General features: G+C 57.7%; 17 protein-coding genes and 1 tRNA gene. 6 read left to right on the top strand and 12 right to left on the bottom strand.

Going from position 1 to position 25,584, the window contains the following annotated elements:
- Window positions 1-1,022 precede the first annotated feature (1,022 nt).
- The 7 genes from JFN93_RS11515 to truD all read right to left on the bottom strand — a co-directional run bounded on the left by JFN93_RS11515 (window position 1,023) and on the right by truD (window position 9,654).
- On the bottom strand, window positions 1,023-1,394 hold the full coding sequence (locus tag JFN93_RS11515; RefSeq protein ID WP_199384220.1) for a hypothetical protein: 372 nt from the start codon (window positions 1,392-1,394) through the stop codon (window positions 1,023-1,025).
- A 976-nt stretch (window positions 1,395-2,370) separates the two neighbouring features.
- Window positions 2,371-3,642 (bottom strand): serpin family protein, encoded by a 1,272-nt coding sequence (locus JFN93_RS11510; RefSeq protein WP_199384219.1) that lies wholly within the window; start codon window positions 3,640-3,642, stop codon window positions 2,371-2,373.
- 1,012 nt (window positions 3,643-4,654) lie between these two features.
- Entirely contained in the window at window positions 4,655-5,953 is a 1,299-nt protein-coding gene (locus JFN93_RS11505) for a serpin family protein (protein WP_199384218.1), read from the bottom strand.
- A gap of 413 nt (window positions 5,954-6,366) precedes the next feature.
- Entirely contained in the window at window positions 6,367-7,194 is an 828-nt protein-coding gene (locus JFN93_RS11500) for a TIM barrel protein (protein WP_328753865.1), read from the bottom strand.
- Window positions 7,195-7,256: 62 nt separating this feature from the next.
- Window positions 7,257-7,331 (bottom strand) — tRNA-Gln (locus JFN93_RS11495).
- 82 nt (window positions 7,332-7,413) lie between these two features.
- Window positions 7,414-8,256 carry a 4-(cytidine 5'-diphospho)-2-C-methyl-D-erythritol kinase gene (gene ispE, locus JFN93_RS11490; RefSeq protein WP_199384216.1) on the bottom strand — a complete coding sequence of 281 codons (843 nt, stop codon included), beginning with the start codon at window positions 8,254-8,256 and terminating at the stop codon, window positions 7,414-7,416.
- 162 nt (window positions 8,257-8,418) lie between these two features.
- A complete protein-coding gene (gene truD, locus JFN93_RS11485; protein ID WP_199384215.1) occupies window positions 8,419-9,654 on the bottom strand; it encodes a tRNA pseudouridine(13) synthase TruD in 1,236 nt (411 codons plus the stop codon).
- Between the two features lie 656 nt (window positions 9,655-10,310).
- On the opposite strand from truD, the gene JFN93_RS11480 reads away from it, so the two are divergent.
- The 4 genes from JFN93_RS11480 to JFN93_RS11465 all read left to right on the top strand — a co-directional run bounded on the left by JFN93_RS11480 (window position 10,311) and on the right by JFN93_RS11465 (window position 16,263).
- Entirely contained in the window at window positions 10,311-13,271 is a 2,961-nt protein-coding gene (locus JFN93_RS11480; protein WP_199384214.1) for an NAD-glutamate dehydrogenase domain-containing protein, read from the top strand.
- Window positions 13,272-14,137: 866 nt separating this feature from the next.
- A complete protein-coding gene (locus JFN93_RS11475) occupies window positions 14,138-14,857 on the top strand; it encodes a hypothetical protein (protein ID WP_199384213.1) in 720 nt (239 codons plus the stop codon).
- Complete coding sequence (locus JFN93_RS11470; protein ID WP_199384212.1) at window positions 14,854-15,225, top strand: copper resistance CopC family protein; 372 nt, start codon at window positions 14,854-14,856, stop codon at window positions 15,223-15,225. The genes JFN93_RS11475 and JFN93_RS11470 overlap by 4 nt, the downstream gene beginning before the upstream one ends.
- Window positions 15,226-15,234: 9 nt before the next feature.
- Window positions 15,235-16,263: a copper resistance D family protein gene (locus JFN93_RS11465; RefSeq protein WP_199384211.1), complete on the top strand. Its 1,029-nt coding sequence runs from the start codon at window positions 15,235-15,237 to the stop codon at window positions 16,261-16,263.
- Window positions 16,264-16,500: 237 nt separating this feature from the next.
- Here JFN93_RS11465 and trmB read toward each other — a convergent pair whose 3' ends face one another.
- Window positions 16,501-17,133, bottom strand: coding sequence for a tRNA (guanosine(46)-N7)-methyltransferase TrmB (trmB, locus tag JFN93_RS11460; protein ID WP_199384210.1), 633 nt, complete (start codon window positions 17,131-17,133; stop codon window positions 16,501-16,503).
- Window positions 17,134-17,335: 202 nt separating this feature from the next.
- Between trmB and JFN93_RS11455 the strand changes: the two genes are divergently transcribed.
- Both JFN93_RS11455 and JFN93_RS11450 read left to right on the top strand, forming a co-directional pair.
- Complete coding sequence (locus tag JFN93_RS11455; RefSeq protein ID WP_199384209.1) at window positions 17,336-18,793, top strand: DEAD/DEAH box helicase; 1,458 nt, start codon at window positions 17,336-17,338, stop codon at window positions 18,791-18,793.
- Entirely contained in the window at window positions 18,786-19,781 is a 996-nt protein-coding gene (locus JFN93_RS11450) for a helix-turn-helix transcriptional regulator (RefSeq protein ID WP_199384266.1), read from the top strand. Before JFN93_RS11455 ends, JFN93_RS11450 begins: the two co-directional genes overlap by 8 nt.
- A 608-nt stretch (window positions 19,782-20,389) precedes the next feature.
- Here the strand turns inward: JFN93_RS11450 and JFN93_RS11445 are convergent.
- From JFN93_RS11445 to JFN93_RS11430, 4 genes are all read right to left on the bottom strand, one after another.
- Window positions 20,390-20,662: a type II toxin-antitoxin system TacA family antitoxin gene (locus JFN93_RS11445; RefSeq protein ID WP_199384208.1), complete on the bottom strand. Its 273-nt coding sequence runs from the start codon at window positions 20,660-20,662 to the stop codon at window positions 20,390-20,392.
- A gap of 304 nt (window positions 20,663-20,966) precedes the next feature.
- Window positions 20,967-22,775 carry an AMP-dependent synthetase/ligase gene (locus JFN93_RS11440; RefSeq protein WP_199384207.1) on the bottom strand — a complete coding sequence of 603 codons (1,809 nt, stop codon included), beginning with the start codon at window positions 22,773-22,775 and terminating at the stop codon, window positions 20,967-20,969.
- A gap of 239 nt (window positions 22,776-23,014) precedes the next feature.
- Entirely contained in the window at window positions 23,015-23,704 is a 690-nt protein-coding gene (locus tag JFN93_RS11435; RefSeq protein ID WP_199384206.1) for a hypothetical protein, read from the bottom strand.
- Between the two features lie 161 nt (window positions 23,705-23,865).
- Window positions 23,866-25,431 carry an efflux transporter outer membrane subunit gene (locus tag JFN93_RS11430; protein ID WP_199384205.1) on the bottom strand — a complete coding sequence of 522 codons (1,566 nt, stop codon included), beginning with the start codon at window positions 25,429-25,431 and terminating at the stop codon, window positions 23,866-23,868.
- Window positions 25,432-25,584: the final 153 nt, after the last annotated feature.

The following is a 25,584-nucleotide window of genomic DNA, read 5'->3' as shown; positions in this document are numbered from 1 at the left end:
AAGCTTTCCTGGTTGTCGTCCTGTCTCAGTACGTCATAAACGACGTTTCCGGATGGACACTATTTACCAAGCTGTTTTAAGTAAAAGCACGGTACGGACCAACCCGAAGAGGCAAGAGAGGCAAGGGATCAAGTCTTTACCCTTGATGTTTTTCAGCTAACTTCGTCAAGACTCTATTCACCGTTGAATGGTGCAGTTCGAGATAATCTGACACCGCCAGTTGTTCATAGCTATGCTAAATGCAAAATCAAGTCCTCATGTTACTTATTATGAATAGTTTTTCTTACTGCACGAACAACCAAAACATTACCAAAAAACATAATAAGGTATAGCATTGATATATTAATTTTCCAAATTATATCAAATGAAGGTATAATCCATATTGGTATTGACATAACAATAACACTAATCCAAATAATTTTGGATGTTTTTTTATTATTGTTTATATCAAAAAGGTCACTACGAAAATGAAACATCACACGTATATAAACAAAGGTTAAAAAACCAAACAAAAGAATTAATAGGTCACCACGCATATTGTCCTTATTGTTTCAATCCAGCCATCATCTGGCAAGGGGGTAAAGTCATTAAAGGCTGTCCGTCAAGAGGCAAAAAGGCCCCCTGAAGCTGGAAAAGAGACTTTTCAAGCCCTTCTGTTTTCAGTTATCGCCGTCAGTACTATTGCCGTTATTTCTTTCTTTGCGATGTCAAACTTTGCTGCATCCCAGTCACCCATCAGGATCAAGGCCGGTTACGGTGGTAGATGTACGGCCCCTTCCGCATTTCGCGGTCCAGAAAACCCTCGGTACCATGCCGGGTCCAAATGTTTGTTTCAGGTCTTGTGGTTATTAACCAGCCCCTTGGTGGCTCTCGGCATGGGGACACCCCGTGGGGTCAGGTTCGACATTAGGACATTTCAGAAACGTGTCTGCCCTTTGCTTAACCTTCGTCAGAATTGCTCCACGGGATTTCGGCCCCCACAAGGGAATTACCTGGAGGCTCAGCCCCCCATGACAGACCTATCAATTGGTTGGCGCGGGGGTGGTGGTCACCGTATTAAGGGCTGGGCCGTTAGCATCTGTCGGAACTCTGACCGTTGCTCCTACGACCGTGTAGAAAATACCGTTTCGGGTGGTGATGGTGATCGTGCTGCTCCCGTCCGGCGACGTGACTGTTGTTCCCGCGGGTACCTCTACCGAATCATTGGCAAGCATGATCACGGTTGAGCCAGCTGGTAGTGTGTAAAGATTCTGCATCTGGGATTCAAATCCCCCACCGCCATCGTTCCGATTAGTTTGGGGAGTGGAATTGCCAGCAGAGCTGCTGTCGCTTCCACAGCCAGCAAGCATTGCAATGACCAGCATTAAGATCGAGATTCGAAATATTCCGTGCATGAATCCTCCCAAGGCCCTGCCGTCAGACCTACACCGTTTGATAACGGTTCGGCTGTTGACTTTTTTATCCGGAACCTGAAGCTTTGCAGGGTGCCGACCTACAGTCTGGCAACCCCAAGTTTCCTGCCACCTTCAAAGATTTCAGAGCCTTAATACATTGTGAGAACGTTTTATGTCAATCTAAAATCGGGACAAAACCTGTTTAAATTCTGTAGGTTATCAATATTGTTAACCGAGGAAGGCAGAAATAATTTGGAAGGTGTAAACGGACATTCGGTCGCGCCGTTGCTAAGAGCCAGGAATGCCATTGCTACAGGAAGCGGCTGGTTTCATGAAAAAGAAGACCTGCGTGCATCAGCGTTCATCGGCGGACGATTGTATAATCCCACCAGGGAAGGACGTTCCCACAGCTTTTGCAGCGAAAATGCACTCTCCGCCTGAAAAACGCATTTTCCATTCGCAAAATGCTACTTCGCGTCGCGAAATGCATTTTTCCGAACGCAAAATGCAACTTCGTAACGCGAGATGCATTTTTCCGAACGCAAAATGCAACTTCGCGACGCGAAGTGCATTTTGCGCGTTGCGAAATGCGAGTTCGGAAATCGAAGTGACGTTTTCGTGCGGGAAAAGTTGATTTCGTTGCGCGAAGGGCAATTTTCTCTTTGCGGAAAGGCGTTGGCTTAAAATTATCGTCCGCAGATAAACGCAGATTTACGCAGATATTCCGTGTAGTTGAAGAACGTGTATCCCATGATATCCCTACCTATCCCAATTGATTCCTGCATCTTTTAGGTCCTTACCGAGGATCATCGGCGTTCATCTACGTTTATCGGCGGCGGGCTTCAGTTTTGGACACAATTCCAATATCCGCCGACAAAAAAAAGAGGACTTAGCATGTTTGCTAAGTCCTCTTTTATATTGGCTGGAACGCCAGGGATGAACCGTCCCTGTTTCTGTGCGTGACTTGTCCTGTCGCTTAAAAATTCACGACTTTCCCCATGAACAGAATCAACCCCGTGGTACGATCCCGGATCAGGTAAAGGAAAGGATGATCGATTGCCAACGGGATCGACGTAGATACGTACCCACCACCCGCTCCGATTCCGGTAGCAGCTGCGGCTTCGGTTCCGTTCTCATCAATCACCGTGAACGCCTTGTGCTCAACACTCGCGACCGACAGGTCATGTCGTCCGTCGATCAGGGAAAAATCGGCATTGGGGCTGAAAGCGTCGGATATGCCTAAGGCGGACAACGTTTCCTTCAAACCGAAGTCCCCGTCTGCCCTGAATTTAGGGAGATTGAGCTCGATTCCCTGCAAGGTCAGCGCGGTGGTGATTTGCCCCAGGACGGCTGGTGAGAATGTGCCCAGAAACGCATCGAACGAACCGGGGTTCGGAAGCACCACCAGCATCGCGAGGTCATTTCCGACGTACGGCAGCTCGACGGCACGGCATCCTGCTGTCTCCGCATAGGGGAAGGCGCTGATCTGATGCATGAAGGGTACGCTCGCGGACGAACCGTCCCGATTAAAAAAGCTCTCTGCGCTGGTTGCTGACGGCTCAAAGGGGGCAGCCCATGCTGCTTTCAGCCAAACGGCATTGGTGAGCACCAGTTTGGTGTCCGTAGTCACGCTGCCTGAAGGCATCAGGTTCAGGATCTTGTTGTTGGTTTGCTCGGCGACCCAGGCGTTGATCGCCAGGCGAGCCGGTTCCCATGCCGTCACAAAGTCGACGGTATGGACTCCGGCACCGTAGTTGACTGCCAACGTATCCAAATACGTGGGGAGAATTGAGAAGTCCTGCTGCAGCCAAAGCGCGTTGGCATTATGGATTATGGGCCTGTTATTAGAGCCGTCGTTTGCCTGGGTGATGAGGAGATCGAGCTTGTTGAAGGCAGGATTTAGCCGCTCTTGCGGAAGGGTGAAGCACAGTGCCAGTTCAATCTGGGTGAGGGTGTTACCTTGAGCCCCTGCGGTGAGGAGCGCGAAGGCCTGGGTAATGCTGTAGGGGGAAAAAGAGCTGTTGGTGTTATCGTTACCTATCAGCGGAAAGATGTTGAGGGCAAATTGATTGTTTCCCGAGACTACGGCAGCCAGGTCAGCATCGGGAACGCTTGGGCTCGTGTTGCGGGACAGGGCAGATCGGACAACGCTTGACGTCGGGGAACTGGAAGAGCCGTTGCAGCCAGTAAACAGACTGAAAGCACAGATCAGAGCGACAACAAGATTTCGAAGCGATGATGTTTGCATTTGCTCCCCCATAGCACAGATGTTTTTCAAACACCTCTAAACTGAATTTGATTGGCAAACCTATAAATATCGTCCGCAGATGAACGCAGATGTACGCAGATGTACGCAGATATTCGGTGCAGAACGGGAACGTGTTTCCGATGATGGTCACCCACCTATTCCGATTGATTCCTGCATTTTTCTGGTTCGTACCGATGAAAATCGGCGTTCATCTGCATTTATCTGCGGCAGGCTTCAGGTTTGGATACGATTCAATGTCCGCCGACAAAAACAGATATGTGATTTTAGGCGTTTGAGGCGCCGCGAAAGCAAAGACAGGTGACTTGGAGACAGGAGCTGGCTTTATAAATATCGTCCGCAGATAAATGCTGATGCACGCAGATATCGGTGCAGTAGGGCAACGGAAGCCATAGTGCCGGGTACCGGATGAGCTTTTTATCTCGAAGGCAATCGTAGCTCTGTGGTTTCTGTGTTTAATCGCTTTTGTACAATTTTAAAATACCCTCAAGGGCGTCTTTGCTTTTTACTACATTAATATAGAAGAATGGTACCGCCATTATCCATGGGAAAATAAGAAATGTGAGATTGTCAAATTGATTAATCCGATGCATGTCTCGGTATCCAACATACATCCAATAGCTATGAAAACCGGTCCATGCAAGCAAAAAAAACCAAATCAGCGGGTGAAACGTCATCACGACCTTTACATGAGTTCCATCTTTAGAAGGATGAAATCTCCCAAACAACATGGGATTAAATGAATCGCGGCCTCGGATCGTCCGCATGATTTTAAATCCATTTGGGGTGACCTTGCCAAAAAATGGAAGGTCCTTTGGCGGAAGACCTAGTCGATTCGGACGGCCTACAGATCGTTGCAGTACCTCAGAAATTTCATCACAAGGGATTCGCGATTCTGCTTCATATATTAGATAGGGCATCTATAGGACCATAGTACCTAGTATTGATTTACTGATAAGGGGTTCGCCGACGCGAGTTGGCCGGCCAGATCCCCCTACGGATTAACCACCCGCCCCGTGAGGAGAACTACGCCCGTTACAGAGTCTCTGACGTAAAAAAGGAAGGGCCGGCCTACGACTACCGACGGAAGCGAAAATATGGACATGTTAGTGGTGCCCAGATATGAATACACCGTCACACCGTATCCGGAATCACCCGGGTTGGTCCAGGTTTCCGGATGGGCATCGTCCAGGGCCAGGAGCGTTGCCGCTCCCCCTTGAACACCCGACTCATCGATTTTTATGTTTGCGTACTGCCTGCTCGAGGTAACGAAAAGATCGCTGGTCCCGTCAATACCTGAGAAGTCCGCAGTTAATTTAATCGCCCCGCTGCCGACTGGCAGATCGTTGGCGACGGAAATCGAAAACTTCGGAAGCCATAAATCAACGGCTCCCGGTGTCATAGCCGAGGTGATTTGGGCAAGTTTGGTAGGGGTCATCGCCCCCTGAACCGCTCCGAAACGCCCCTCGTCCGGCAAGATCAACAAGAACCGCAAGTCCCCGGAGATCGGCAGTTCCATCGCGGTGTAGCCGTCGCCGGTCGTCTGGCCAAGCGACGTCTGCTTGCGCAAGAAATCCATCGAGTAGATGTTACCGGCAAGATCCTCGAAGTTACCTGGGGTGGTGAGAGCCGGATCGAAGGGGTCCAGCCAGGAAGCTCTCAGAAACAGCCCTTCTCCTACCGCCAAGCGGGTGTCTTTGCTTCCAGGAGCGTTAACCGGCACTGCGGTCCACCCTTGGGCCCAGTCCGTTATCCCCTGCTGGGTAAAATCAAGCCTCTGGTCGAAATCGGCAACAACGGGATACAGCCCGAAATTTTGTGCAAGGGGATCGAAGTATTTCAGAAGATAGCCATAGCGATCCTGCAACCAGGCGCGCGACCCGATGGAGGAGGCCGTCCCCAGGAGAGAGGCGTTTTTAAGCCGTGCAGCGATGCTGAGATCGAGGGAATTGAAACCGGAATCGACCATGGCATCCGGCAGGGAAAGGTGCAGGATGCCGTTGAGGTCGCTAAAGGTCTGACCGGCGGCGCCGATTCGGATTTCTTCCAGCGCGAGGGCGCTGGTGTAGGGAGCGACCACTGTATTGACGGCGTCATTACCCAGGAGGTCTATGCCGAGGGCATTTACACTTTGTGCCAGCGACTGCAGGGTGGCGGCGTCCGCACTGGGAGCAACGTCACGGGTTTGCGCCGACTTGTTGATGATCGGGGTTGTATCGCCGCTACCACCGCATCCGCCCACGGCGAAGACGGAGAGAATGAGCAGGACCATCAGACTTCTGGTGCATCGCATGTTAACCCCCTTGTAGAAAGAAATCCCCACAAGACCTACCCGACCTGTTGCCCAATACCAACGACAAATCTGGGCGTTCCCTTCAAGATTTTAGAGCCTTAATACATTGTGAGAACGTTTTATGTCAACCTCAATTCCAAACAAAAACTGTGTCAATTCTGTAGGTTATCAATATTGTTGACCGAGGATGGCAGAAATAATTGAGTGGGCCGGCTTTAAAATATCGTCCGCAGATGAACGCTGATGAACGCAGCTATTCGGTGTAGTTGAGGAACGTGTTTCCGATGATGGTCACCCACCTATTCCGATTGATTCCTGAATTTTTCTGGTTCGTACCGATGAAAATCGGCGTTCATCTGCGTTTATCTGCGGCAGGCTTCGGGTTTGAAACAATTCGAATTCGAACCGTCACCTCAGAACTTCTCGTAAGTCCTCTTCAACAGCAGCGCGTCGTGCTCGACTTTTGGCCCTTCGCAGATCACGCATCCTTTTACGTCGAAATCCTTCAACGCCTGCAAGCATGCGACGTAGTTGAAATCACTCTCCTGCAAGGGGAGATGGTTCCGCTCGCCTTTTACGCCGTACTCGATACCTCCCATGTGGATGTGCAAGTCGTCCAAAGCGGCCCGCCCGAGCTCGTCGGAAACGAATTGCAGAATCCCCGCAAAGTCCGCGTAACTTCTCAGGCTGCCGTTATTCCGCGCATGTACGTGAGCGAAGTCGATGCAGAGTTTGCAGGAACTGATTTCCTTGCACAACGCCACCAATTCTTCGATCGTCCCGAACTGGGTTCCCTTGCCGGTCGTCTCCAATCGGTAATCGACGCCACGATAGGGCAGAAGGGAGAGGTTATTCCGGACCGACGAGTACGCATCGCTCATAGAGGACTTCAGGTAGTAACCGGGATGGAAAATCAGGCTCCGCCCCTGCACCTTGGCAAGCGCCTCCACTCCATCGAGGATCCGCTCGACGGAGGCCTGCTGCAGCTTCTCGGCCTCTGCATTCAGGTTGATGTAATAGGAGCCGTGAGCCGACAGGTAAAAATCGTGCGCCAGCTTGCTGCTAAGGATCGCGTCCTTGTTCTTGTCGGAGACGTTGATCGAGCGGACAAACAAAAGCTCCATCGCATCCAGCCCAAACTCCTTCAGATAAGGAATCGCGGAAGCGTAGTTGAGCTTCCGTCCGTCTCCAAGCGGAAGCCCGGATATGCCAAAGAGAAGCCGGTCCAATCTGCACCTCACTTGCTGGTAACATCAATACGAAAAAGAGGACTTAGCTGTGGGGGCTAAGTCCTCTTTTATATTGGCTGGGGCGCCAGGGATCGAACCTGGGAATGACGGGATCAAAACCCGTTGCCTTACCGCTTGGCGACGCCCCAATATTTTTAACTGCGGGGGTCTGGGATCGGGGGTCTGGGGTCGGGGACGACCAAACCTCATTGGATCTTGACCCTGTAGTCTTTACAGCGTTTGTACGGCTTCGGCGAACCAGCCTTTTTCTTCGGTTACCCGGTTGGCTACTTGCTTCGCGGTGGCTTCGTCTTCGAACAGGGCGAAAACGGTGGCTCCGCTGCCGGACATTAACGACCCGGCGGCTCCCCACGCGGCCAACAACTCTTTCAGCTCCTGAACGACGGGGAACTTACTGAAGGTGACCGGCTCCAAGTCGTTGGAAAGAATGCCACAGACATCCTTTACCCCGGCGTAAGAATTCGGGATTATAGCCACCGGACGGTCGGCTGTCAATTGCAAATTCTGGTACACCCAGCCGGTTGAGACGTGTACGCCGGGATTGGCGAGCACAACCCACACCTTGGGCATGTTTTCGAGAGCGGTGAGCTGATCGCCGATCCCTTCGGCGATGGCGGTCTTCTTGAAGATGAAAAACGGCACGTCGGCGCCGAGCTTCACGCCAATCTCGCGCAGGCGCTGCTCGGAAAGATTCAGCCCCAAAAGTTCGTTCACGCCCATAAGGACGGTGGCGGCATCGCTGCTCCCGCCGCCGAGTCCGGCGGCAACCGGAATGCGCTTGGTGATGTCGATGTCGATTCCGCCGCGGTAGTCGGAGAGTTGAAGCAGGGCGTCGGCGGCGCGCCAGGCGATGTTGCCCGGTCCGTCGGGAACACCGTCCTTGCCGCAGGTAACACGGATGCCGGGCTCGTCGACGAGGCGGATTTCCACGTCGTCGCTCAGATCGACGCGTTGCATGACCATGCGCAGGTCGTGATAGCCGTCTGCACGGCGACGTAAAACGTCCAGGCGGTAGTTCACCTTGGCCGGTGCTTTAAGGATCAGTTTTTTCAATTGGTTGCCCTCCATTCACTAAAGAACTGTTGCATCAGGCAGGGAGTTGATGATGGGGCGTGGTAAGGAGTAAGAAAGGCAAATCCCCCCTGCCCCCCTTCGCAAAGGGGGGTAACCATCGCAACCTCATTTTTTTAAATGGTCACTTTTTTTTTTGAGTCTCTAGACCTTGATTATCTCGCGCAGGACCGTGGTGGCGTAGGAGCCGCGGGGGAGTGAGAAGGCGAGCAATAGATCGGCGCCGTCCTGCTCGACTTCCACGTCTTTTACCGGCACGCGCAGCGGGCGGCGCTCGCCTTCCATCTTGAGACCGCCACTCAGGTTGAAACTCTCCAGGGTTAGCCCCTCCCCTGCCAGAAGCTCGCGCTCCAGAACGAGTTGCGCACCGGACGGCTCCATCATGGTGCAGCCGAACATCGGGCCGGTCGGCGAGATCTCGAACGCCTGCGCCCGCGGCGCCTCGGCGGCTGCGTCCTGCACCAGGAAGCAGGCGCCGTTTTCGTGTTTGAAAGCGATGTCGCCGGTCGAGACTTCGCCCAAGGTATCCAAGCGATGTTCGACCACGCGGTCGAAAAGCGCGGACTGGAACGCGGAAAGGTAGAGTCGCTTCAGCCGGGGCGGCACCGCGTGGAAGGCCTTGTCAAAGGCGTCGGGGCGGGAAATCAGGCGAGCGATGACGTCGCGTTCGACCCGGAACTGGCCGGGAAACAACGACAGGCTCTCACTTAATTCGCCGCGGCGGTAGGCCTCGATCGCCTGGCGCCAGCGCTCGTCGGAAACCGCACCGGGTTCGCCGATCAGGGCATCGATCGCGGCTTTGTAGTCGCCGCGCAATACCGCGCCGCCGATCCGGTGCGAATTGCCCTGGACCCCGTAGCGCTGTTCGCCGAAGAAGTTGGGTACGCCGCGCGCTTCGAGAACCGCCAGCGCCTGGGCGGCCAGTTGCGCGGCATTCGGCACCACGGAACGGACCCGAATCCGGAAACGGTTCCCTTTCAGGTGGCCGAGCCTAAGCTTGTTGCCGTGCCGTCGCGCCGACAGGACCTTGATCCCGGGGATCTGCATCGCCTCGACTTTTTCCGGGGCCACCCGCGGAATGGAGATGGTTTGCCGGGTGATGCCGATGGCATCTTTCATTCCGGCGTAGCCGAGGTCCCGTTCCTGGACACCGAGCGTCTTGGCGATGCGGCGCAGCGCCTCCAGCGTCGCGATGCCGCGCTTTTCGATGAGGGCGTAGCAGTGTTCCCCCTCCCCGCTCGGCAGATAGGACGGAATTTCCTCGACCAGGAAGTCCTCGACGGTTTCCTTGACGATGCCGCCGGTTCCGGCGATGTCGGATGTCAGGAATTTTGCGGTGCGATCAGTCAACGGCAGCCCCCTTTGCAATCGGGCAATCATACAGACTCACCGGCGCGGATTCAACGGTTTTGTATGACGGATGAATTTGGCCGCAGATGAACGCAGATGAACGCAGATGAGCGTCAAGAGGTCAAACGGTTTGTTTTGCGTCGGTGCTGGGGAATGAGATCGTGTCGTGTTTTACTATCAAAGCTTAAAAGCAAATCTCCCTAAATCCCCCTTTTTCAAAGGAGGACTTAAAATCCTGTCGTACTATACCAATCCGACCGAGTCGCGTTCATCGGCGTTTATCGGCGGACGGATTCGGAAGTTAACAGGGTGTTAACAGGGATGAAGGGGATGCAGGGGATAATCCGTCAGGATCTAAAAGGTTTATCCCCTTCATCCCTTCCATCCCGGTTCAAACGGTTGTCAGTTTTTCCGATGCGCGAGGTCCCGCGGATTATTCGCGCCAGGAATGGCGCTCCCACAGGATAACTGTCGTTTCCTCAGGGTTACCATCTGCACCCATTGAGAGCGGGCCTTGGCTCAAAGAAATGTCACAACTCAACCTTTCCCTGCTCACTGGAACAGCGGGTAAATCTTTAACGGTTCCGGTTGCCGTAGTTCCTTCTATAGGTTAAACATTCTCATGCAGTTGCCGAAACGTGTTGTTACAGTAACAAGCAATCTTTCATATCTCAAAGGGGTATCGCATGCCTAACCAGGGAGCAAAAAAACGGTCGGTCTCCTCCGCCGACGTCGCCAGAAACCGGAAATGGCTCCACGAACAGATCTCCCCCTTCTTTTTCCGCGCCATGCGCGACGAGCCGGAAGCGCTCGCCATCCTGGAGCGCGAACTCGGCAGCTTGAAGCACAACCGGCGCCTTATCCTCGCCGACCGCGAAAAATCGCTCATCCTCGCCCGGGTCAACGAGGTCGGCTCGCTCTACGACGCCCTGCGCCAGTGGGGGGACCGGGACATTTCCTATGCCATGTTCACCCACTCGGACGGAATGCTGCCGGGCATGGAGCAGGAGCTGGAAATCCAGCGTTTCGAGTTTGACCGCAAGAGCAACGAGGTGGTCCTGGCGCTCGATGCCGCGGTAATCCCGAGGTCGATCGTCAGGAGCGTGGCCGGGGAAATCCGGAAGAGCTATCCCGACTTCGACATGAAGGATTACGACCGACTGCTGCGGATCCTCTGGCTCAACAACGAGAGCTATGTGCGGGTCTCCTCGCCGCTTCGGGTCGCCCAGGTGCTGCAGCTTTTGCAAAAGGCCAACCGCAGCAGCGGCCTCTACCTTTCGGTCGAACCGATGGCGGACGGCACGCACTCGCGGGTCCATTTCGCGGTGGCCAACCCGCCGCCGCGGGAATTTCTCCTCCAGCTCATGGAGGTGTTCAACCGCCTGGAATTCGCCGTCAACCGCGCCTATTGCCTTACCATCTCCAGCGGGGGGCATCCCTACTTTCTCGGCACCTTCTACGTCACCCATCGTATCGGCGGCACGCTGCGCCCGGACGGCGAGATTTTCCAGCGACTGCAGGATGAGCTTTACAACACGCAGATCGTCGCCACCCGCGGCCAAGCCTACCGGGAATTCGTCACCACCGGGATCATGACCGGCGAAGAGGCGTCATTGGTGAACGCGTTCATCGCGTTTTGCCACACCAACCTCGCCCACACCCGTCCGGACCGTTACGGGCTGGACGACGTGCAGAGTGCGTTCTATTCGCACCCGGAAATCGCGCTGCAGCTGGTGAAACTCTTCAAGGCGCGTTTCGACCCGCAGCTTGAGGACCGCGACTCGGTGTACCGGACAGTGCTCGAAGAGACCCGGGAGGCGGTCGAGGATTACAACACCGGGCACCGCTATCTCGACGAGGTGCGCCGCACCATCTTCGGCTGCTGCCTTTTGTTCATCGAGCACACGCTGAAGACGAACCTCTTCGTGCTGGAAAAGCAGGCGCTCGCCTTCCGGCTGGATCCGATCTATCTCAAAGAACTCCCCCCCGAATTCACCGCGGATCTCCCCCAGGCGCTGCCGTTTCGGGTCACCTTTTTCTTCAGCCGGTACGGGTTCGGCTACCATATCGGCTTCTCCGATATCGCCCGCGGCGGCTGGCGCACCGTCATCGCGCGCAACACCGACGACTTCATCACCAACGCCAACACCATCTTCCGGGAAAACTTCGTCCTGGCCCACACCCAGCACCTCAAGAACAAGGACATCTACGAGGGGGGATCGAAGCTGGTGCTGATCCTGGACGCCTCCGACATGCAGCGCGGCGGCGAGCGGGAAATGGAAAACTGGCGTCTGTACAAGCTGCAGCACGGGGTGATCAACGCCTTCCTCGACATCTTCATCACCGAGAACGGCGTCGCCAAGCACCCCCGGGTGGTGGATTACTACCGTGAGGACGAGCCGATCGAAATCGGTCCGGACGAGAACATGCACGACGCGATGATCGAGAACATCGCCCGCATCTCCAAGCGGCGCGGCTACATCCTCGGCATCGGGATCATCTCCAGCAAGGAGGTGGGGATCAACCACAAGGAGTACGGGGTCACCTCGACCGGCGTGGTCAAATTCGCCGAGGTCACCATGGCCGATCTCGGCATCGACATCACCAAGGACCCCTTTACGGTGAAGTTCACCGGGGGGACCAACGGGGACGTGGCCGGAAACGCCATGCGCATCCTTTTGGGCCGCGCACCGAAGGTCGCGATCCGGCTGATCCTGGACGGCACCGCCGCCCTCTACGATCCGGAAGGGGCGAACCACGGGGAGCTTTCCCGCATCCTGCTCAAAGAGGATTTGGACGCCTTCAACCCGATGAACCTCAACCCGGGGGGATTCATGCTTTTCCGCACCGGGAACAAGCGCGAAGGGCTGCGCGAACTCTATCGCCGGGTGGACCGCACCTCGGCCGGCATCAACGAAAGCTGGATTTCCACCGACGAGTTCTCCCGCGAGTACGCCAGCCTCCCCTTCACGGTCCCGGCCGACCTCTTCATCCCCGCCGGCGGGCGTCCGGAAACCATCGACCGGGACAACTGGAGCGACTTCTTCCTGTCGGATGCGACGCCGTCCGCCCCGGCGATCGTCGAGGGGGCGAACTCGTTCATCACCCCGGAGGCCCGCATCGAGCTGCAAAAACGCGGGGTGATCATCATGCGCGACGCCTCGGCGAACAAGTGCGGGGTCATTTCCTCGTCCTACGAGATCATCGCCAACCTGCTTTTGAGCGAGGAAGAGTTTCTGACCGAGAAGGACCGCTACGTGCGGGACGTCCTGGCGATCCTGGAAAAAAGGGCCGCGGACGAGGCGAGCCTGATCATCAAGCGGCACCGGGAGCAGCCGGCGCTGCTTTGCACCGACATCTCGGACAGCCTGAGCACCGAGATCAACGCGAACTACGCGATGATCTTCCGGTTCTTCCAGAACCGGCCGCAACTCTGTCTGCAGCCGCTGTACCGGCGGGCGATCCTGGCGCACCTGCCGCGCATGCTGAGCGAGGAGCGCTACCGGCGCCGGATCAAGAACCTGCCGCAGAAATATCTCTTCGCGATCCTGGCCGCGGAGCTCGGTTCCTCGCTGGTGTACCGCGGCGAACGGGAGGACGACCTGGAAGCGACGATCCGCGGGCATCTTTTGCGGAACTTCGAATAACCGGAAGCGGGAAAATTAGCCGCAGATAAACGCTGATGAACGCAGATGGGATTGTCGTAAAGCAGCACCACCGAGGACACGGAGGGACACAGAGGAAAACCTTGTGTTCGCGTTTTTAATCCCGTAGGGGCGCAGCATGCTGCGCCCGTCACTCCTTGCCTTTCGCTCCACAAAAAAGCTCCAGCTTTGTTGTTACAGGCTGGAGCTTTTCTTTTTTACAGGTTCGGTATGGCCCCTCCTTTGACAAAGGGGGCCAAGGGGGATCTGGTTCTCAGGTCTTCTGCTGCCTCCCGGTAACGGTAACACCTCAAAGGCAAATCTCCCTAAGTCCCCCTTTGCTAAAGGGGGACTTAAGGTCACGCTTTCGCCTTGGCGAAATGACCAATACCAGGGCTGACGGGCGCTGCATGCTGAGCCCCTACTGGTTCAACCGACCACACCAATAGGTTTTCCTCTGTGTCCCTCTGTGTCCTCTGTGGTCCGGCTTTAACTTCTGTGGCCCGGCTTTGCCACAATCCTATCTGCGGCCATCGACGTTCATCCGCGGCTAAATTCCCGACAACTACAACAGAAGGGAGAACCAATGGTTCTTCCTTTTGTTGTAAGATTCTTGTAATGCTTATGTTCATTGACAGAATCGCCTTTGGCGATAACCTTCATCGCAATTTCTGACTGCGTTATGTAGTATCCTGGAGGGTATTGTCATGCGAGAACTTAAATTTACGGCTGTTTCGTTCCTTTCCATAATGCTTATCCTTGTTCTGGCGCCCCTTTCCGCTCATGCACACGGGACTGCCGGGAAAAGATTCTTCCCTACTACCTTCCAGGTGGACGATCCGTTCATCTCGGATGAGTTCTCCCTTTTGGTGGATCATCGCAAACAGCCGGGCGATGCCCCGAACAACTCCACCGAGTTCAACCTGGACTATTCCAAAAGGATCCTCCCCAATTTCGGCCTCGAATTCCACGACGCGTATCAGCGCCTGGACGGCGCCGGCGCCACGAGCGGTTGGGAGAACCTCTCGGTCGGCGGCAAGTGGCAATTTTTCACCAGCGAACAGCACGAAACCATCCTATCCTTGGGCACCGACGTGGAAATCGGCGGCACCGGGGCACGCCGGATAGCCGAGAACACCTCGACCGTCTCCCCCGCCCTCTTCTTCGGCAAGGGGATGGGGGATCTCCCCGACAGCGCATCGTTTCTCAAACCGTTCGCCGTCACCGGCGCCATCGGTCCTGATTTCCCGATCCGCTCCGAGAACCCGGCCACCTTCAGTTGGGGCTTTACTTTGCAGTACAGCCTCCAGTATCTTCAGTCCTATGTTAAGGACGTCGGGCTCGGCGCGCCGTTCAACCGGATGACCCTGGTGACGGAGTTTCCCATGCAAACGGACGTGGACACCCGACAAACCACCGGAACCGTCAACCCCGGGATCGTCTGGATGGGCAAATCGGTTGAATTCGGCGTGGCCGCAGAGATTCCGATCAATGCGCGCTCCGGTAACAGTATCGGGGTAATGGCCCTGTTCCATCTGTTCCTCGACGACCTTTTCCCCAACAGCATCGGGAGGCCAATTTTCCCATGATATCGACTCGTTGCAGAGGATGGCTCGTTTCGGCCCTGATCCTCGTGGCACTTGCCGCCCCTGGTACCGTGTGGGCGCACTGTTTCCCGGAGCGCTCCGAGCCGAAGGTCGGGGCGACGGTCAACGCACCGCAAATGGTGCGCATCTGGTTCGACGGAGCGCTGGAGGCGGGATTCAGTACGCTGATGGTCAAAGACCACAACGGCAAACGGGTGGACAAGGGCGACGGGCACGTCGACGCCAAGGACAAAAAACTCCTCGAAATCGGCGTTCCCCCGTTGAAACCGGATACCTACCACGTCTACTGGAAGGTTGTATCCCGCGACGGCCATCGCACCACCGGCGATTTCCCGTTCACGGTCCGCTAAGGGGGAGTTGTGTCGTTGCTTGCCCTCCTTCCCTCCTGGATTGAAATTCTTTCCCTCACCATCTGCACCGGCGCTGTTCTCGGCGCGGGCTGGCTGACCTCCACTCCTGATTCGCCCCCTCTCCTGTGGCGTGACAACAACCTCGGTAAAGTCTTCGGCATCGGGATTGGCGCTGCCTTCCTGAGCGCTGCGCTGGCGTTTCTGGTGCGCAGCACCGAGATGGGGGACGTTCCGCTCTCCGAAGTCGTTCCGATGCTCCCGGCGGTGCTGCGCAGCCACTACGGCCAGTTATGGCTCGGACGGATGGTCGCCTTGGCGTTACTTTCCGGCACCGCGTTGGCCGCCCGGCGGCTCGAGCAAAGAGGATCGCTCTCCTGGGTGATGATGGCGCTCATCGCCGTCGTCTGTGGCACCGAAAGCGCAACCGGCCATGCCGCGGACGCGGGGGATTTCACCCTCCCGGAGTTTATGGATGGACTGCACCTGATGGCGGTGCTGATCTGGTGCGGTGGGTTGATCGCGCTGGATCGCGCGGTGCTGAGGGACGCAACGGAGGAGGTGGCGCCGCGGGTGGCGGAAGCGGTTTCGAGATTTTCCCGCGTTGCCGGGTGGGCGGTTTTGGTCGTGGCCGCCACGGCGGCGTACAACACGGTGATCAACCTCGACGAGGTGAGTTCGCTGATGACTACGCTGTACGGCGGGATCGTGGTGGGCAAGGGAGCGCTTTTCTGCGCGCTTTTGGAGGTGGGGGCATTCAACCGGTACCTGGTGGTGCCGGCACTGCGCGAATCGGCCGGGCTGGACCCGTTGCGATCTACATTGATCGGCCCTATTGCAGCGGCGGTGGCAGGGGCGAATCCGTCGTTGGTGGGAAAGGGAACGGTGGTGCGCCGGTTTCGGGCGACGGTGCGGATTGAGATCCTGCTGCTGGTGGTGATGCTGCTTTTGGCGACGGTTTTGCGCCATGAGACGCCGGCGAAGTATGCGAAACACGATCATCTGCCGGCGGTGGGATCGGTGGAACATCATGCGCATTAGCCGCAGATGAACGCAGATGAACGCAGATGACATCGGACAACGCACCACTTTGGCGAAGGAGGCGGGGCAGATTTGCCTTTGAGGTTTTCCCAGACGTCAGGACGTTGAAAATCTTAAGAGCAAATCCCCCTAAATCCCCTTTTTCAAGGGGGGACTTAAAACCCTGCCGTACTAAACCAATCCGACAGATCTGCGTTTAGTCGCGTTCATCTGCGGCTGATTCAGTAATCTATAAAATCACCCTTCCGCCTTTTTCACCTTGTAATGCACGAAATAGATCTGCTTCCCTTCGGCCATGAACTTCCGCATGTACTTGGAAAGGTGATAGCCGGGGAAGTCGTGCCGGTACAGGTCGGGGGCGAACTGGTTCTCCAGCCGCTCCACACCGGGCAGAGCCTGCGCCACGTCGATCCCGTAGTCGTCAAAATCGGTGGCGAAAAAGAAATCGCCACCGGGAACCAGGTAGTCGAGCATAAATTCCACGAACTCCCGGTTCACCAGACGCCGCTTCCGGTGCCGCTTCTTGGGCCAGGGGTCGGGACAGTTGATGTAGACCGCGGAGAGACTCCCCTTGGCGATCCGCTCGGTGACGAACAGCCGCGCCTCGTCGCGCAGCACCCGGACGTTGCTCACCCCGTGTTTATCCAGGCGCCGGCAGCTTTTCCAGCATCCCTTGTTGTAAAAGTCGATGGCGATGAAGTTGGTGTCCGGCTCATCCAACGCCGTCTTCAGGATGAAGTCGCCGACGCCGCAGCCGATCTCCAGCGCCAATGGCCGGTCGTTGCCGAAAACGGTTTTCCAGTCGGCCGGACTGGAAAGTTCTTCAGGTTTAAGGTAGTTAGGTGATTCGATCTGGATAAACGATTGCATCTGCCCCTCTTCTTGGTGAAATCCGACTGAAGATACCATAGCTCCCGAAAAGGTTGAAGGACAAAAAAGAGAGCGACGTGGAAACTTCTTTTTCGCTGATAACCGCTCCTGGCACGCTTACAGCATCCTTTCCATTGCCATTTCCTGCACATTGTGCTAATGATATCCTCTTGAAATAACGTGAAAAAAGGATAACCAGAGAATGAAATTCACAGACTTATCGATCCCGTCAGAGGTTCTGAAAGGGATCGAGGAGACCGGCTTCACCGACTGCACCCCCATCCAGGAGAAGTCACTCCCGCTGGCGCTGAGCGGAAAAGACGTCGCCGGCCAGGCCCAGACCGGCACCGGCAAGACCGCCGCGTTCCTCATCGCCCTCTTCACCAAGCTCCTCAGCCAGAAGAAGAGCGGCAACGAACATCACCCCCGTGCCCTCATCCTCGCCCCCACCCGCGAACTCGTGGTCCAAATCGAAAAGGACGCCCAGACCCTCGGCAAGCACACCGGTTTCGTGATCCAGGCGATCTACGGCGGCGTGGACTACATGAAGCAGCGCGACGCGCTCAAGGCGGGCGCCGACGTCGTCATCGGCACCCCGGGGCGGCTCATCGACTACCTCAAACAGAAGGTCTACTCCCTCAAGGACATCGAGTCGCTGGTCATCGACGAAGCGGACCGCATGTTCGACATGGGGTTCATCGCCGACCTGCGCTACATCCTGAGAAAACTCCCGAGCTACGAAAAGCGGCAGAATTTCCTCTTCTCGGCGACCCTGAACACCCGGGTCATGGAGCTCGCCTACGAGTTCATGAACATCCCGGAAAAGGTCTCGGTGACTCCGGAGCAGATGACCGCCGAGCGCGTGGAGCAGGTCCTCTTCCACGTCTCGCGCAAGGAGAAGTTCCCGCTGCTTTTGGGTCTGCTCCGGCGCGAAGGGATGGATCGGACCATGGTCTTCGTCAATACCAAGCGCGAAGCCGAGTTCCTCATGGACCGCCTTTCCGCCAACGAGTATCCCTGCCGGGTGATCTCCGGTGACGTCGAACAGCGCAAGCGGATGAAGATCCTCGCCGACTTCAAGGACGGCAAGCTTCCGATCATGATCGCCACCGACGTCGCCTCCCGCGGGCTGCATATCGACGGGGTCTCCCACGTCATCAACTACGACCTGCCGCAGGACTGCGAGGACTACGTGCACCGGATCGGCCGGACCGCCCGCGCCGGCGCGGAAGGAAAGGCGATCTCCCTGGCCGACGAGGACGGGGCGTTCTACCTGGAGGCGATCGAGGATTACATCAAGCAGAAGATCCCGACCGAATGGGCCGAGGACGATCTGTTCGTCCACGATTACAAACGGACCAAGCCCAGACCGAAGACCGACGATAAACTGGCTCCCGGCCGCCGCGGAAAGTCCGGCGGTGAAAGAGGTAGGTCCGGTAGCGGCAGAGGAAAACCGGCCGGCGAAAAGCGCAAGGACGAAGGCGAGAAAGTTAAAGCCGAAGCCGAGAAGGTGAAGGTCGAGGGCGAGCAGGGGAAACCGGAAGGAGACGCCGAGAAGAAAAAACGGCGCCGGCGGCGCAAGCCCGGCTCCAAGCCCGGCGGCTCCGAAGCGGCCAATGCACCGGCATCTTCCGACGCTCCCAACTCCCCCGATGCCTAAAGGGCGTCCTGCCAAGAAATACTCGCAGGCGGCCCGGGTCCACGACATCATCCGGCTCATCGAGTCGCGCCACGGCATCACCCTCGACGAACTCGTCGAGGCGACCGGAGTGAACCGCCGCACCATCCAGCGGGATCTCGTCTCCATCCAGGAGGCGGGATACCCGCTCACCGCCGAGTGGACCGACGGCGTCAAGCTCTACCGCTTCATCACCGGCTTCAAGGACGTCCCCCCCATCCGTTTCACCCTTCAGGAGCTGATGACCCTCTCCCTGCTCCGTTCCCAGCTCGACCTTCTAAGCGGCACCCCGTTTCGCGACGACGTGGAAAGCATTTTCGGCAAGGTAAACTCCGTCCTGCCGCCGCGCTTTGCCGCGCACATGGAACGGATCGCCCAGGTGGCGCTGCCGCTCATCCAGGGGAGGCGCGATTACCAGGGATCGGCCGAACACCTGAAGGCAATCCGCGAGGCGCTCCTCTACCAGAAGCAGCTCACGGTGAGCTACCTGCCGGCCGGCCGAAGTGTGCCGGAAAACTACCATTTCGACCCGTACACCCTGCTTTTCCAGAAAGGGGGGATCTACCTGCTCGGTTACGCGCACGAGCGCAAGGCGCTGCGGACCTTTGCCCTGGAGCGGATCCGGGGGGTGGAGGCGGGGAAGGAACGTTTCGAGATTCCGGAGGGATTCAATCCGGGGCAGGCGCTGGAGGGAGCGTTCGGCCTGGTCGCCGAGCCGCCGATGGAAGTGGCGGTGCGCTTTGACCGGGAGGTGGGGCATTCGATAAAGGACCGGGTCTGGCACCGTTCCCAGGAGATCGTGGAGCAGGAAGACGGCGGGGTGCTGCTGAAGTTCCGGGCGGGGGGAAAGATGGAGATCCTTTCCTGGCTTTTATCCTACGGAGCCCACGCCGAGGTCCTGGAGCCGCCCGAGCTGCGCGAGGAGATCGGGAAGATCGTAAAGGGTGCGGCGCAGCAGTACGAAAGCTGAGGGTTCCCCGTGGAGGACATGCTGTGTGTGAGCGACATAGCTTTCGCGATTGCCAGAGGGTGATTGCGGCAGAGGTGTCGCTCTTTGTTTAAAAGAAATGGCCCGACAGCTGAATATCGGGCCAGGTTTCGGAGGGGCGCGGCATGCTATCCCGTCATCTGCCAGGACAGGCAGGTTGCAACCCGCGTTGCGGGTTGATCGCGACAGGAAAGTCGCTCCTACAAGACTCGGCCGCCCTCGTCCAAGCTCGGGCGACTACCTGACCACGAGAGCGCGTGCCGCCAAGATCTACTCCAGCTTCAAAAGGGTCTGCATCGGCAAAAACTGTCCCCTTGCATCAACAGAGACCGCAAGGCGAGCCAGCCTCACTGCGGGAAGAGCTGAATCAGGGTATTTCTTTGCATACCTTTCCGGTAATACTTCGACTGAAATCTCGCAGATAGCAAGTGTAAAAAAGCCCAGGATTTCCCCGGGCTTTGCATCGTCGACGAGAACAAACGTCTTGCTGATTCCTTTTCGCCATGTTGCCGTGCCGTCTCCTTCAGAAACTGATTCAACGGAGCAACTCCACAATCAACCGGCACGATCATGAGCCTTTGACAGAGGGACTACTTGCACAGCAGCCTCTTCCTCTGCTCCAGTGCCGCCTTCATATAATCATTGGGTTCGGGAGGATTATCGAGCAAGTCAAACAGGATCTTGGACGACGCCCCGTCTAATCTGATTACTGTTTCCTGGTCTAAAACTGCGTCAGCCTTTTCTATTGCGGCAGATACAACGAATTCGTTCAAGGTGGTGCCGAGCGCTGCTGCAGCAGCGCTGATACGTTCATAAACATCAACCGGAAGCGGGATATGTTCTTCGTCTCTTTGTATGGCCATCTACGTTCTCCTGGTAACTACTTAATTCCATACTAAGAAACATGCAGCTCAATGGCAAAGAAAAACGCTACCATCTGGTAGGAAATGATCAACAGCGATGGCAGGGAGACTTCGGCCTCATCGTGGACAGATACCTGCCCACCGACAGCTTTCTTCAATCGCGCCCGGAAGGACGCTCCCACAGGGTAAGGCCCCACATCCCCTCGGCAAGCGTTTCCCCCCGATCCCTGCTCCTAATACCCAATACCCAATACGCCATCCCCGCCCCCAGCCCCCAGATTCTCGATCCCAGACGCCGGTTCCATCAATGCCCCGCATACAGCGCGTCGATCTCGGCGCGGTAGCGCTCGATGAGCTGGGCGCGGCGCAATTTCAGCGTCGCGGTGATCAGTCCCTCGTTGATCTCCCACGGGATCAGGGTGGCGTGCACCCGCCAGATCTTCGCGTATCCCGGGAAATGGGCGATCGCGGCGGCGATGCGCTCCAGGAAAGTCTGCTCCACCCGCGGATCATCGGCCGGAACCGCCTCCCGCGCCTCGGCCAGCCCCTTCTCGGACAAAACGCGCAGGAACTGTTCCTCGTTCACCACCACCAAGGCCGATAAATACGGCCTCCCCTCCCCTACGACGAGTACCTGCTCGAAGAGCGGATCGACGGCGATCGCCATCTCCAGATCGGCCGGCGCCACCTTCTCGCCGGTGGCCAAAACGATGATGTCCTTGATCCGCCCGGTGATGCTTATGTAACCGTCGCCATCGACGGTGGCGAGGTCGCCGGTGTGCAGCCAGCCGTCCTCTTCCAGGGCCAGTTGGGTCGCTTCCAGGCGGTTCCAATAGCCGCTCATCACGTTCGGCCCCTTCACCAGCAACTCTCCGCTTCCCGCGACCTTCACCTGAACGCCGTCGATGGGCGGCCCCACGGTCTCGGGGCGGTTCCCGATCGCCGGATTCACCGCCACTACCGGGCTGGTCTCGGTCAGGCCGTATCCCTGCAGCACGTCGAGCCCGAAGGAAATGAACAGGCGCGCCGTCTCCGGGTTGAGCGGTGCGCCGCCGCTGATCGAGAGCCGGACCCGTCCGCCCAGCGCCGCCATCACTTTGTCGGCAACAAGATGCTTGAGAATCGGCCAAAGGAGAAAAGACGGCGACCAGCCGCCGGTCCCTTGCCGGTGTTGGAAGCGCTGCCAGCCGATCCGGGCGGCCAGGAAAAAGAGCTCTCTTCTAAAGCGCGGGCCCTGCGCCAGTTTGCCGGTCAGCCGTTTGTGGACCCGCTCGAAAACCCGCGGCACGGACACGATCACGGTGGGGCGCACGATTACCAGGTCCTCGGGGAGTTTTTCCAGGGAGCGAACGTGGGCGACCGACGCCCCGGCCATCATCGGCGCATAGTAACCGGCGGTCCGCTCCAGGGTGTGGGAAAGAGGAAGAAACGAGAGGAAGAGATCCTCACGGTAGATGGGGATTCTCTGCATGCCGGCCCAGGCATTGGAAAGCATGTTGCGGTGGGTGAGCATCACCCCTTTGGGATTGCCGGTCGTCCCCGAGGTATAGACGATGGAGGCAACGGAGTCCGGGCTCCAGTTGCCGGGATCATAGGGGGGAGCCTCTTCCGGGATCCAGCGCGAAAGGTCGATCAGCCGGGGATCGCAGTCGTGATCGCAGGCGTGGATCACCGCGACGAACCGCACCAGGCTGACCAGACGGTCCTGCACCCGCCGAATCCGCTCCCACTGTTCCACCCCGTCGAGGAGCAGAAATTTGGCGCCGGTCTCCCCGAGGATGAAGGTGAAGTTGTCGGGACGGTCATTGACGAAGAGCGGAACGGTGATCAGTCCCAGTCCCATGGAAGCGAGGTCGAAAATGACCCACTCCAGGCTGTTGCGCAGCATCACCGCGACCCGGTCGCCGGGTTGGAGCCCTTCCTGGCGCAGGGCGACCTGCCAGCGGGCCGCCAGGCGGGAGACTTCGGCCCAGGTGGCCTCTTCGCAACAGCGGTCGCCGAGATCGAAGCGTCGATAAGCACAGGCGTCCGGGGTGCGCCGGACGCGTTCGCAGAAAAGCGCGGGAAGGGTCGGAGCTACATCGGGGGAAATGAGATCGAGAGTGCCGGACATGACGCATCTCCTGCGGAAGGTGAAAGGTGGTTGCCGGGACGATTCATTATAACGCGGTTAAACTCCGCGCCAAAGAGGAAAGAAATCGGCGCGGGGGGCAAGAATCCTGGATAGGTGAGGGACAGAGTGAGGACGTCGTGGCAAGGGAATAAATGACAAAGGCAGCGGCACAATTTTGCGCCGCTGCCTTGTTATGTAAGTACCTGCGGGGGTGGCAGTTCTGCCGCGGGAATGGGCCCTTATTGCGCCGTCGTCGTCATCGTTCCGGTCTGATTACCGACGGTCAGGGTCGTAACGACGCTTTGTCCCACGGTGCTGGGAGCCGTATTGCGCAGGTAGATCACGGCGGGAGAGGAAAACGTGATCGACTGACTTATCGCAGTGAACCCGGTGGTGGCGTTGGTTGAGAAAAGCCCGTTCGTTATGCTGACAACGTAGGATCCCGGGGTGATATTCAAAGTCACGAGACCGGAATCTACATCCTTCCCGGCGGCCGCCTGCTTGGTGATCGGACTGAACAGGGGCTGAACGTTGCTGACAATGCTGGTAAAGGTCTCGGCGATATTTCCGATGGTAACGGTCGTAACGACGACGCCGCCAACGGTGCTGGAAGCCGTATGCTGCACCGTCACCGTATCTCCGTTTTTCACGGTCCCGTTGGCAGAAGTGAAGGCCCCGCCGTTGATGGAGTACTGGCTCCCGGATCCGGTGGTATCGGAGATGGTTATGGTCGTGCTCGCGGCCTTGAGGCCCTGGACGGTGATGGTATTGGACTTGACCACACTCCCCAAAGCGACGTTGGTCTGCGTATCGAAAGAAAATACGTTCGGATCGGTGGGTGATTGGTGATACTCCGGGAACCAGTCGGCACCGCACCCTGCGGTCAGCGCCAGCAGCAAAAAGATAAGGAAGAATCTGCAGTATTTCATGTTGCCTCTTAGATCGCCGCAAGGATGTCCGGGCTCGTCACCCCTCCGTGTCAGCATGTCGCCATTGATATGAACCGGGTCCCGTCCCGTTATGAGCAACAGTCTCTTTGGGCCCCCAAAGCCACCGAATCCTACCAGATTGCTCCAAGGTTTTCACCCACTTATTTCTTGGCGGCGCCCGCAGAGACCACCGTGCCGGTATTGGGCGACGCTCCGGCGGCAGGGGCAGCGCCGGCCGCCGCAGGTGCGGGAGCTTGTTTGGGCCGGTCGTAGGTGATCTTCGAGGTGTCCCACCCGCCGCCTAAGGCCCGGATCAGGAGCACGCTCGCGGAAAGCCGCCGCCCCAGGATGTCCACCGCGCTTCGCTCGTTGGTAAGGAGGGTGTTCTGGGCCACGGTCACGTTTATGTAGCTCACGATGCCGGCCCGGTACTGGTTCAGGGTCACCGCGAGGGACGACCGGGCGGCAGTCACCGCATCGTTTTGGGCCGCCGCTTCGGACTCCAGGATGCGCAGCGCGGCCAAGTTGTCCTCGACTTCCTGGAAGCCGGTGAGCACGGTCTGGCGGTAGTTGGCGACGACCGCGTCGTAGGCAGCCTTGGCCTGCTCGGTCTGGGCCCTTCTCAGCCCGCCGTCGAACAGGGTCTGCGACAGCGTCGGACCGACCGACCACAAAAAGCTCGGCCAGGAGAGCCAGTTGGAGAGGCTGGTCGATTGGAAGCCCGCCGAAGCGCCGAGGCCGACGGTCGGGTAGAAGGCTGCCTTGGCGACGCCGATCTCGGCGTTGGCCGCCTGCATCCGGCGCTCGGCACCGGCGATGTCGGGCCGGCGCTCCAAAAGCTGGGACGGCACGCCGGTCGGGATGTTGGGGAAGACCGGGGAGAACGGGACGGTCGGAATTGAAAACACCGAGGCCGGTTTGCCGACCAGCAATGCAATGGCATGTTCCAGCTGCGCCCGCTGCACGCTGAGGTCGATCGCCTGGGCCTGGGCCTGTTTGAGTTGAGTTTCCGCCTGCAGCACGTCGGAGCGGGCCACGACGCCACCTTGGTAGCGGTTGTTGGTCAGATCGAGCGCCTTCTGAAAGCTCGCCACCGTGTCGTTAAGAAGCCGGATCTGGACGTCCTGGGCGCGGAGCAGGAAGTAATCCTCGGCAAGGGCGGCCTGGGCCGAGAGCCGTACCCCGGCAAGGTCGGCTTCAGTTGCCTGCGCGCTGGAGCGGTTGGCCTCGACGGTGCGGCGCACCCGTCCCCAGACGTCCGCCTCCCAGGCGAAGTCGATCGGAAGCGCATAGGTGGTGGTTCCGGCAATACCGCGCGAGGAGGCCGCCGAGCCGGCGGACCCGCTGCTGCCGCTCCCGCCGGTCCCGGCGCGGGTTACCGAGGCGCCGGCGGTGACGGTCGGGAAGTAGCCGGCACGCGCCGACTGCACCAAGGCCTTCGCCTGGCGGAACTGCGCCTCGGCCGCCAGGACGTTCTGGTTGGAGATGTTCACCTGCTCTTCGAGGTCGTTCAGCTGAGGGTCGTTGAAGAGCTGCCACCACTTCTCGCCGAGCGTTTCCCCGCCGGGGCGGGCAAGCTTCCAACCGGCGCTCTCCTTGAACGCATCCATGGATGGCGGCGGGACCGGGGCCGAGGGTTTGACGTAATTGGGGCCGACGGTGCAGGCGGTCAAAAGCAGGAGTGCCGCCGCCCCGGTGAGCTGGATCGATCTATTTAAAAAGCGCATGGGATACCTTCCTTCCGTTAGCGGAAAACATCATCTGATGCATAGGCGCCTACCCTGTGGGAGCGCCCTTTCGGGAGCGATTAAAGGATGTGGATCGCGACAGGAATGTCGCTCCTACAGGACGCAACCACCTTTCTTACCTAACTAACTGCC

It is taken from the genome of Geomesophilobacter sediminis (assembly GCF_016458275.1).
GTDB lineage: Bacteria > Desulfobacterota > Desulfuromonadia > Geobacterales > Geobacteraceae > Geomesophilobacter > Geomesophilobacter sediminis.
Note: the sequence above shows the minus strand (reverse complement) of the source record. Positions and strands in the feature narration are given on the sequence as shown.

What these genes read in the sequence shown, in the direction of transcription:
- JFN93_RS11515 (WP_199384220.1), bottom strand. Translation starts at nt 1,394, where the DNA reads ATGCACGGAATATTTCGAATCTCGATCTTAATGCTGGTCATTGCAATG.
- JFN93_RS11510 (WP_199384219.1), bottom strand. Translation starts at nt 3,642, where the DNA reads ATGCAAACATCATCGCTTCGAAATCTTGTTGTCGCTCTGATCTGTGCT.
- JFN93_RS11505 (WP_199384218.1), bottom strand. Translation starts at nt 5,953, where the DNA reads ATGCGATGCACCAGAAGTCTGATGGTCCTGCTCATTCTCTCCGTCTTC.
- truD (WP_199384215.1), bottom strand. Translation starts at nt 9,654, where the DNA reads ATGATTGCCCGATTGCAAAGGGGGCTGCCGTTGACTGATCGCACCGCA.
- JFN93_RS11480 (WP_199384214.1), top strand. Translation starts at nt 10,311, where the DNA reads ATGCCTAACCAGGGAGCAAAAAAACGGTCGGTCTCCTCCGCCGACGTC.
- JFN93_RS11470 (WP_199384212.1), top strand. Translation starts at nt 14,854, where the DNA reads ATGATATCGACTCGTTGCAGAGGATGGCTCGTTTCGGCCCTGATCCTC.
- trmB (WP_199384210.1), bottom strand. Translation starts at nt 17,133, where the DNA reads ATGCAATCGTTTATCCAGATCGAATCACCTAACTACCTTAAACCTGAA.
- JFN93_RS11455 (WP_199384209.1), top strand. Translation starts at nt 17,336, where the DNA reads ATGAAATTCACAGACTTATCGATCCCGTCAGAGGTTCTGAAAGGGATC.
- JFN93_RS11450 (WP_199384266.1), top strand. Translation starts at nt 18,786, where the DNA reads ATGCCTAAAGGGCGTCCTGCCAAGAAATACTCGCAGGCGGCCCGGGTC.
- JFN93_RS11445 (WP_199384208.1), bottom strand. Translation starts at nt 20,662, where the DNA reads ATGGCCATACAAAGAGACGAAGAACATATCCCGCTTCCGGTTGATGTT.
- JFN93_RS11440 (WP_199384207.1), bottom strand. Translation starts at nt 22,775, where the DNA reads ATGTCCGGCACTCTCGATCTCATTTCCCCCGATGTAGCTCCGACCCTT.
- JFN93_RS11435 (WP_199384206.1), bottom strand. Translation starts at nt 23,704, where the DNA reads ATGAAATACTGCAGATTCTTCCTTATCTTTTTGCTGCTGGCGCTGACC.
- JFN93_RS11430 (WP_199384205.1), bottom strand. Translation starts at nt 25,431, where the DNA reads ATGCGCTTTTTAAATAGATCGATCCAGCTCACCGGGGCGGCGGCACTC.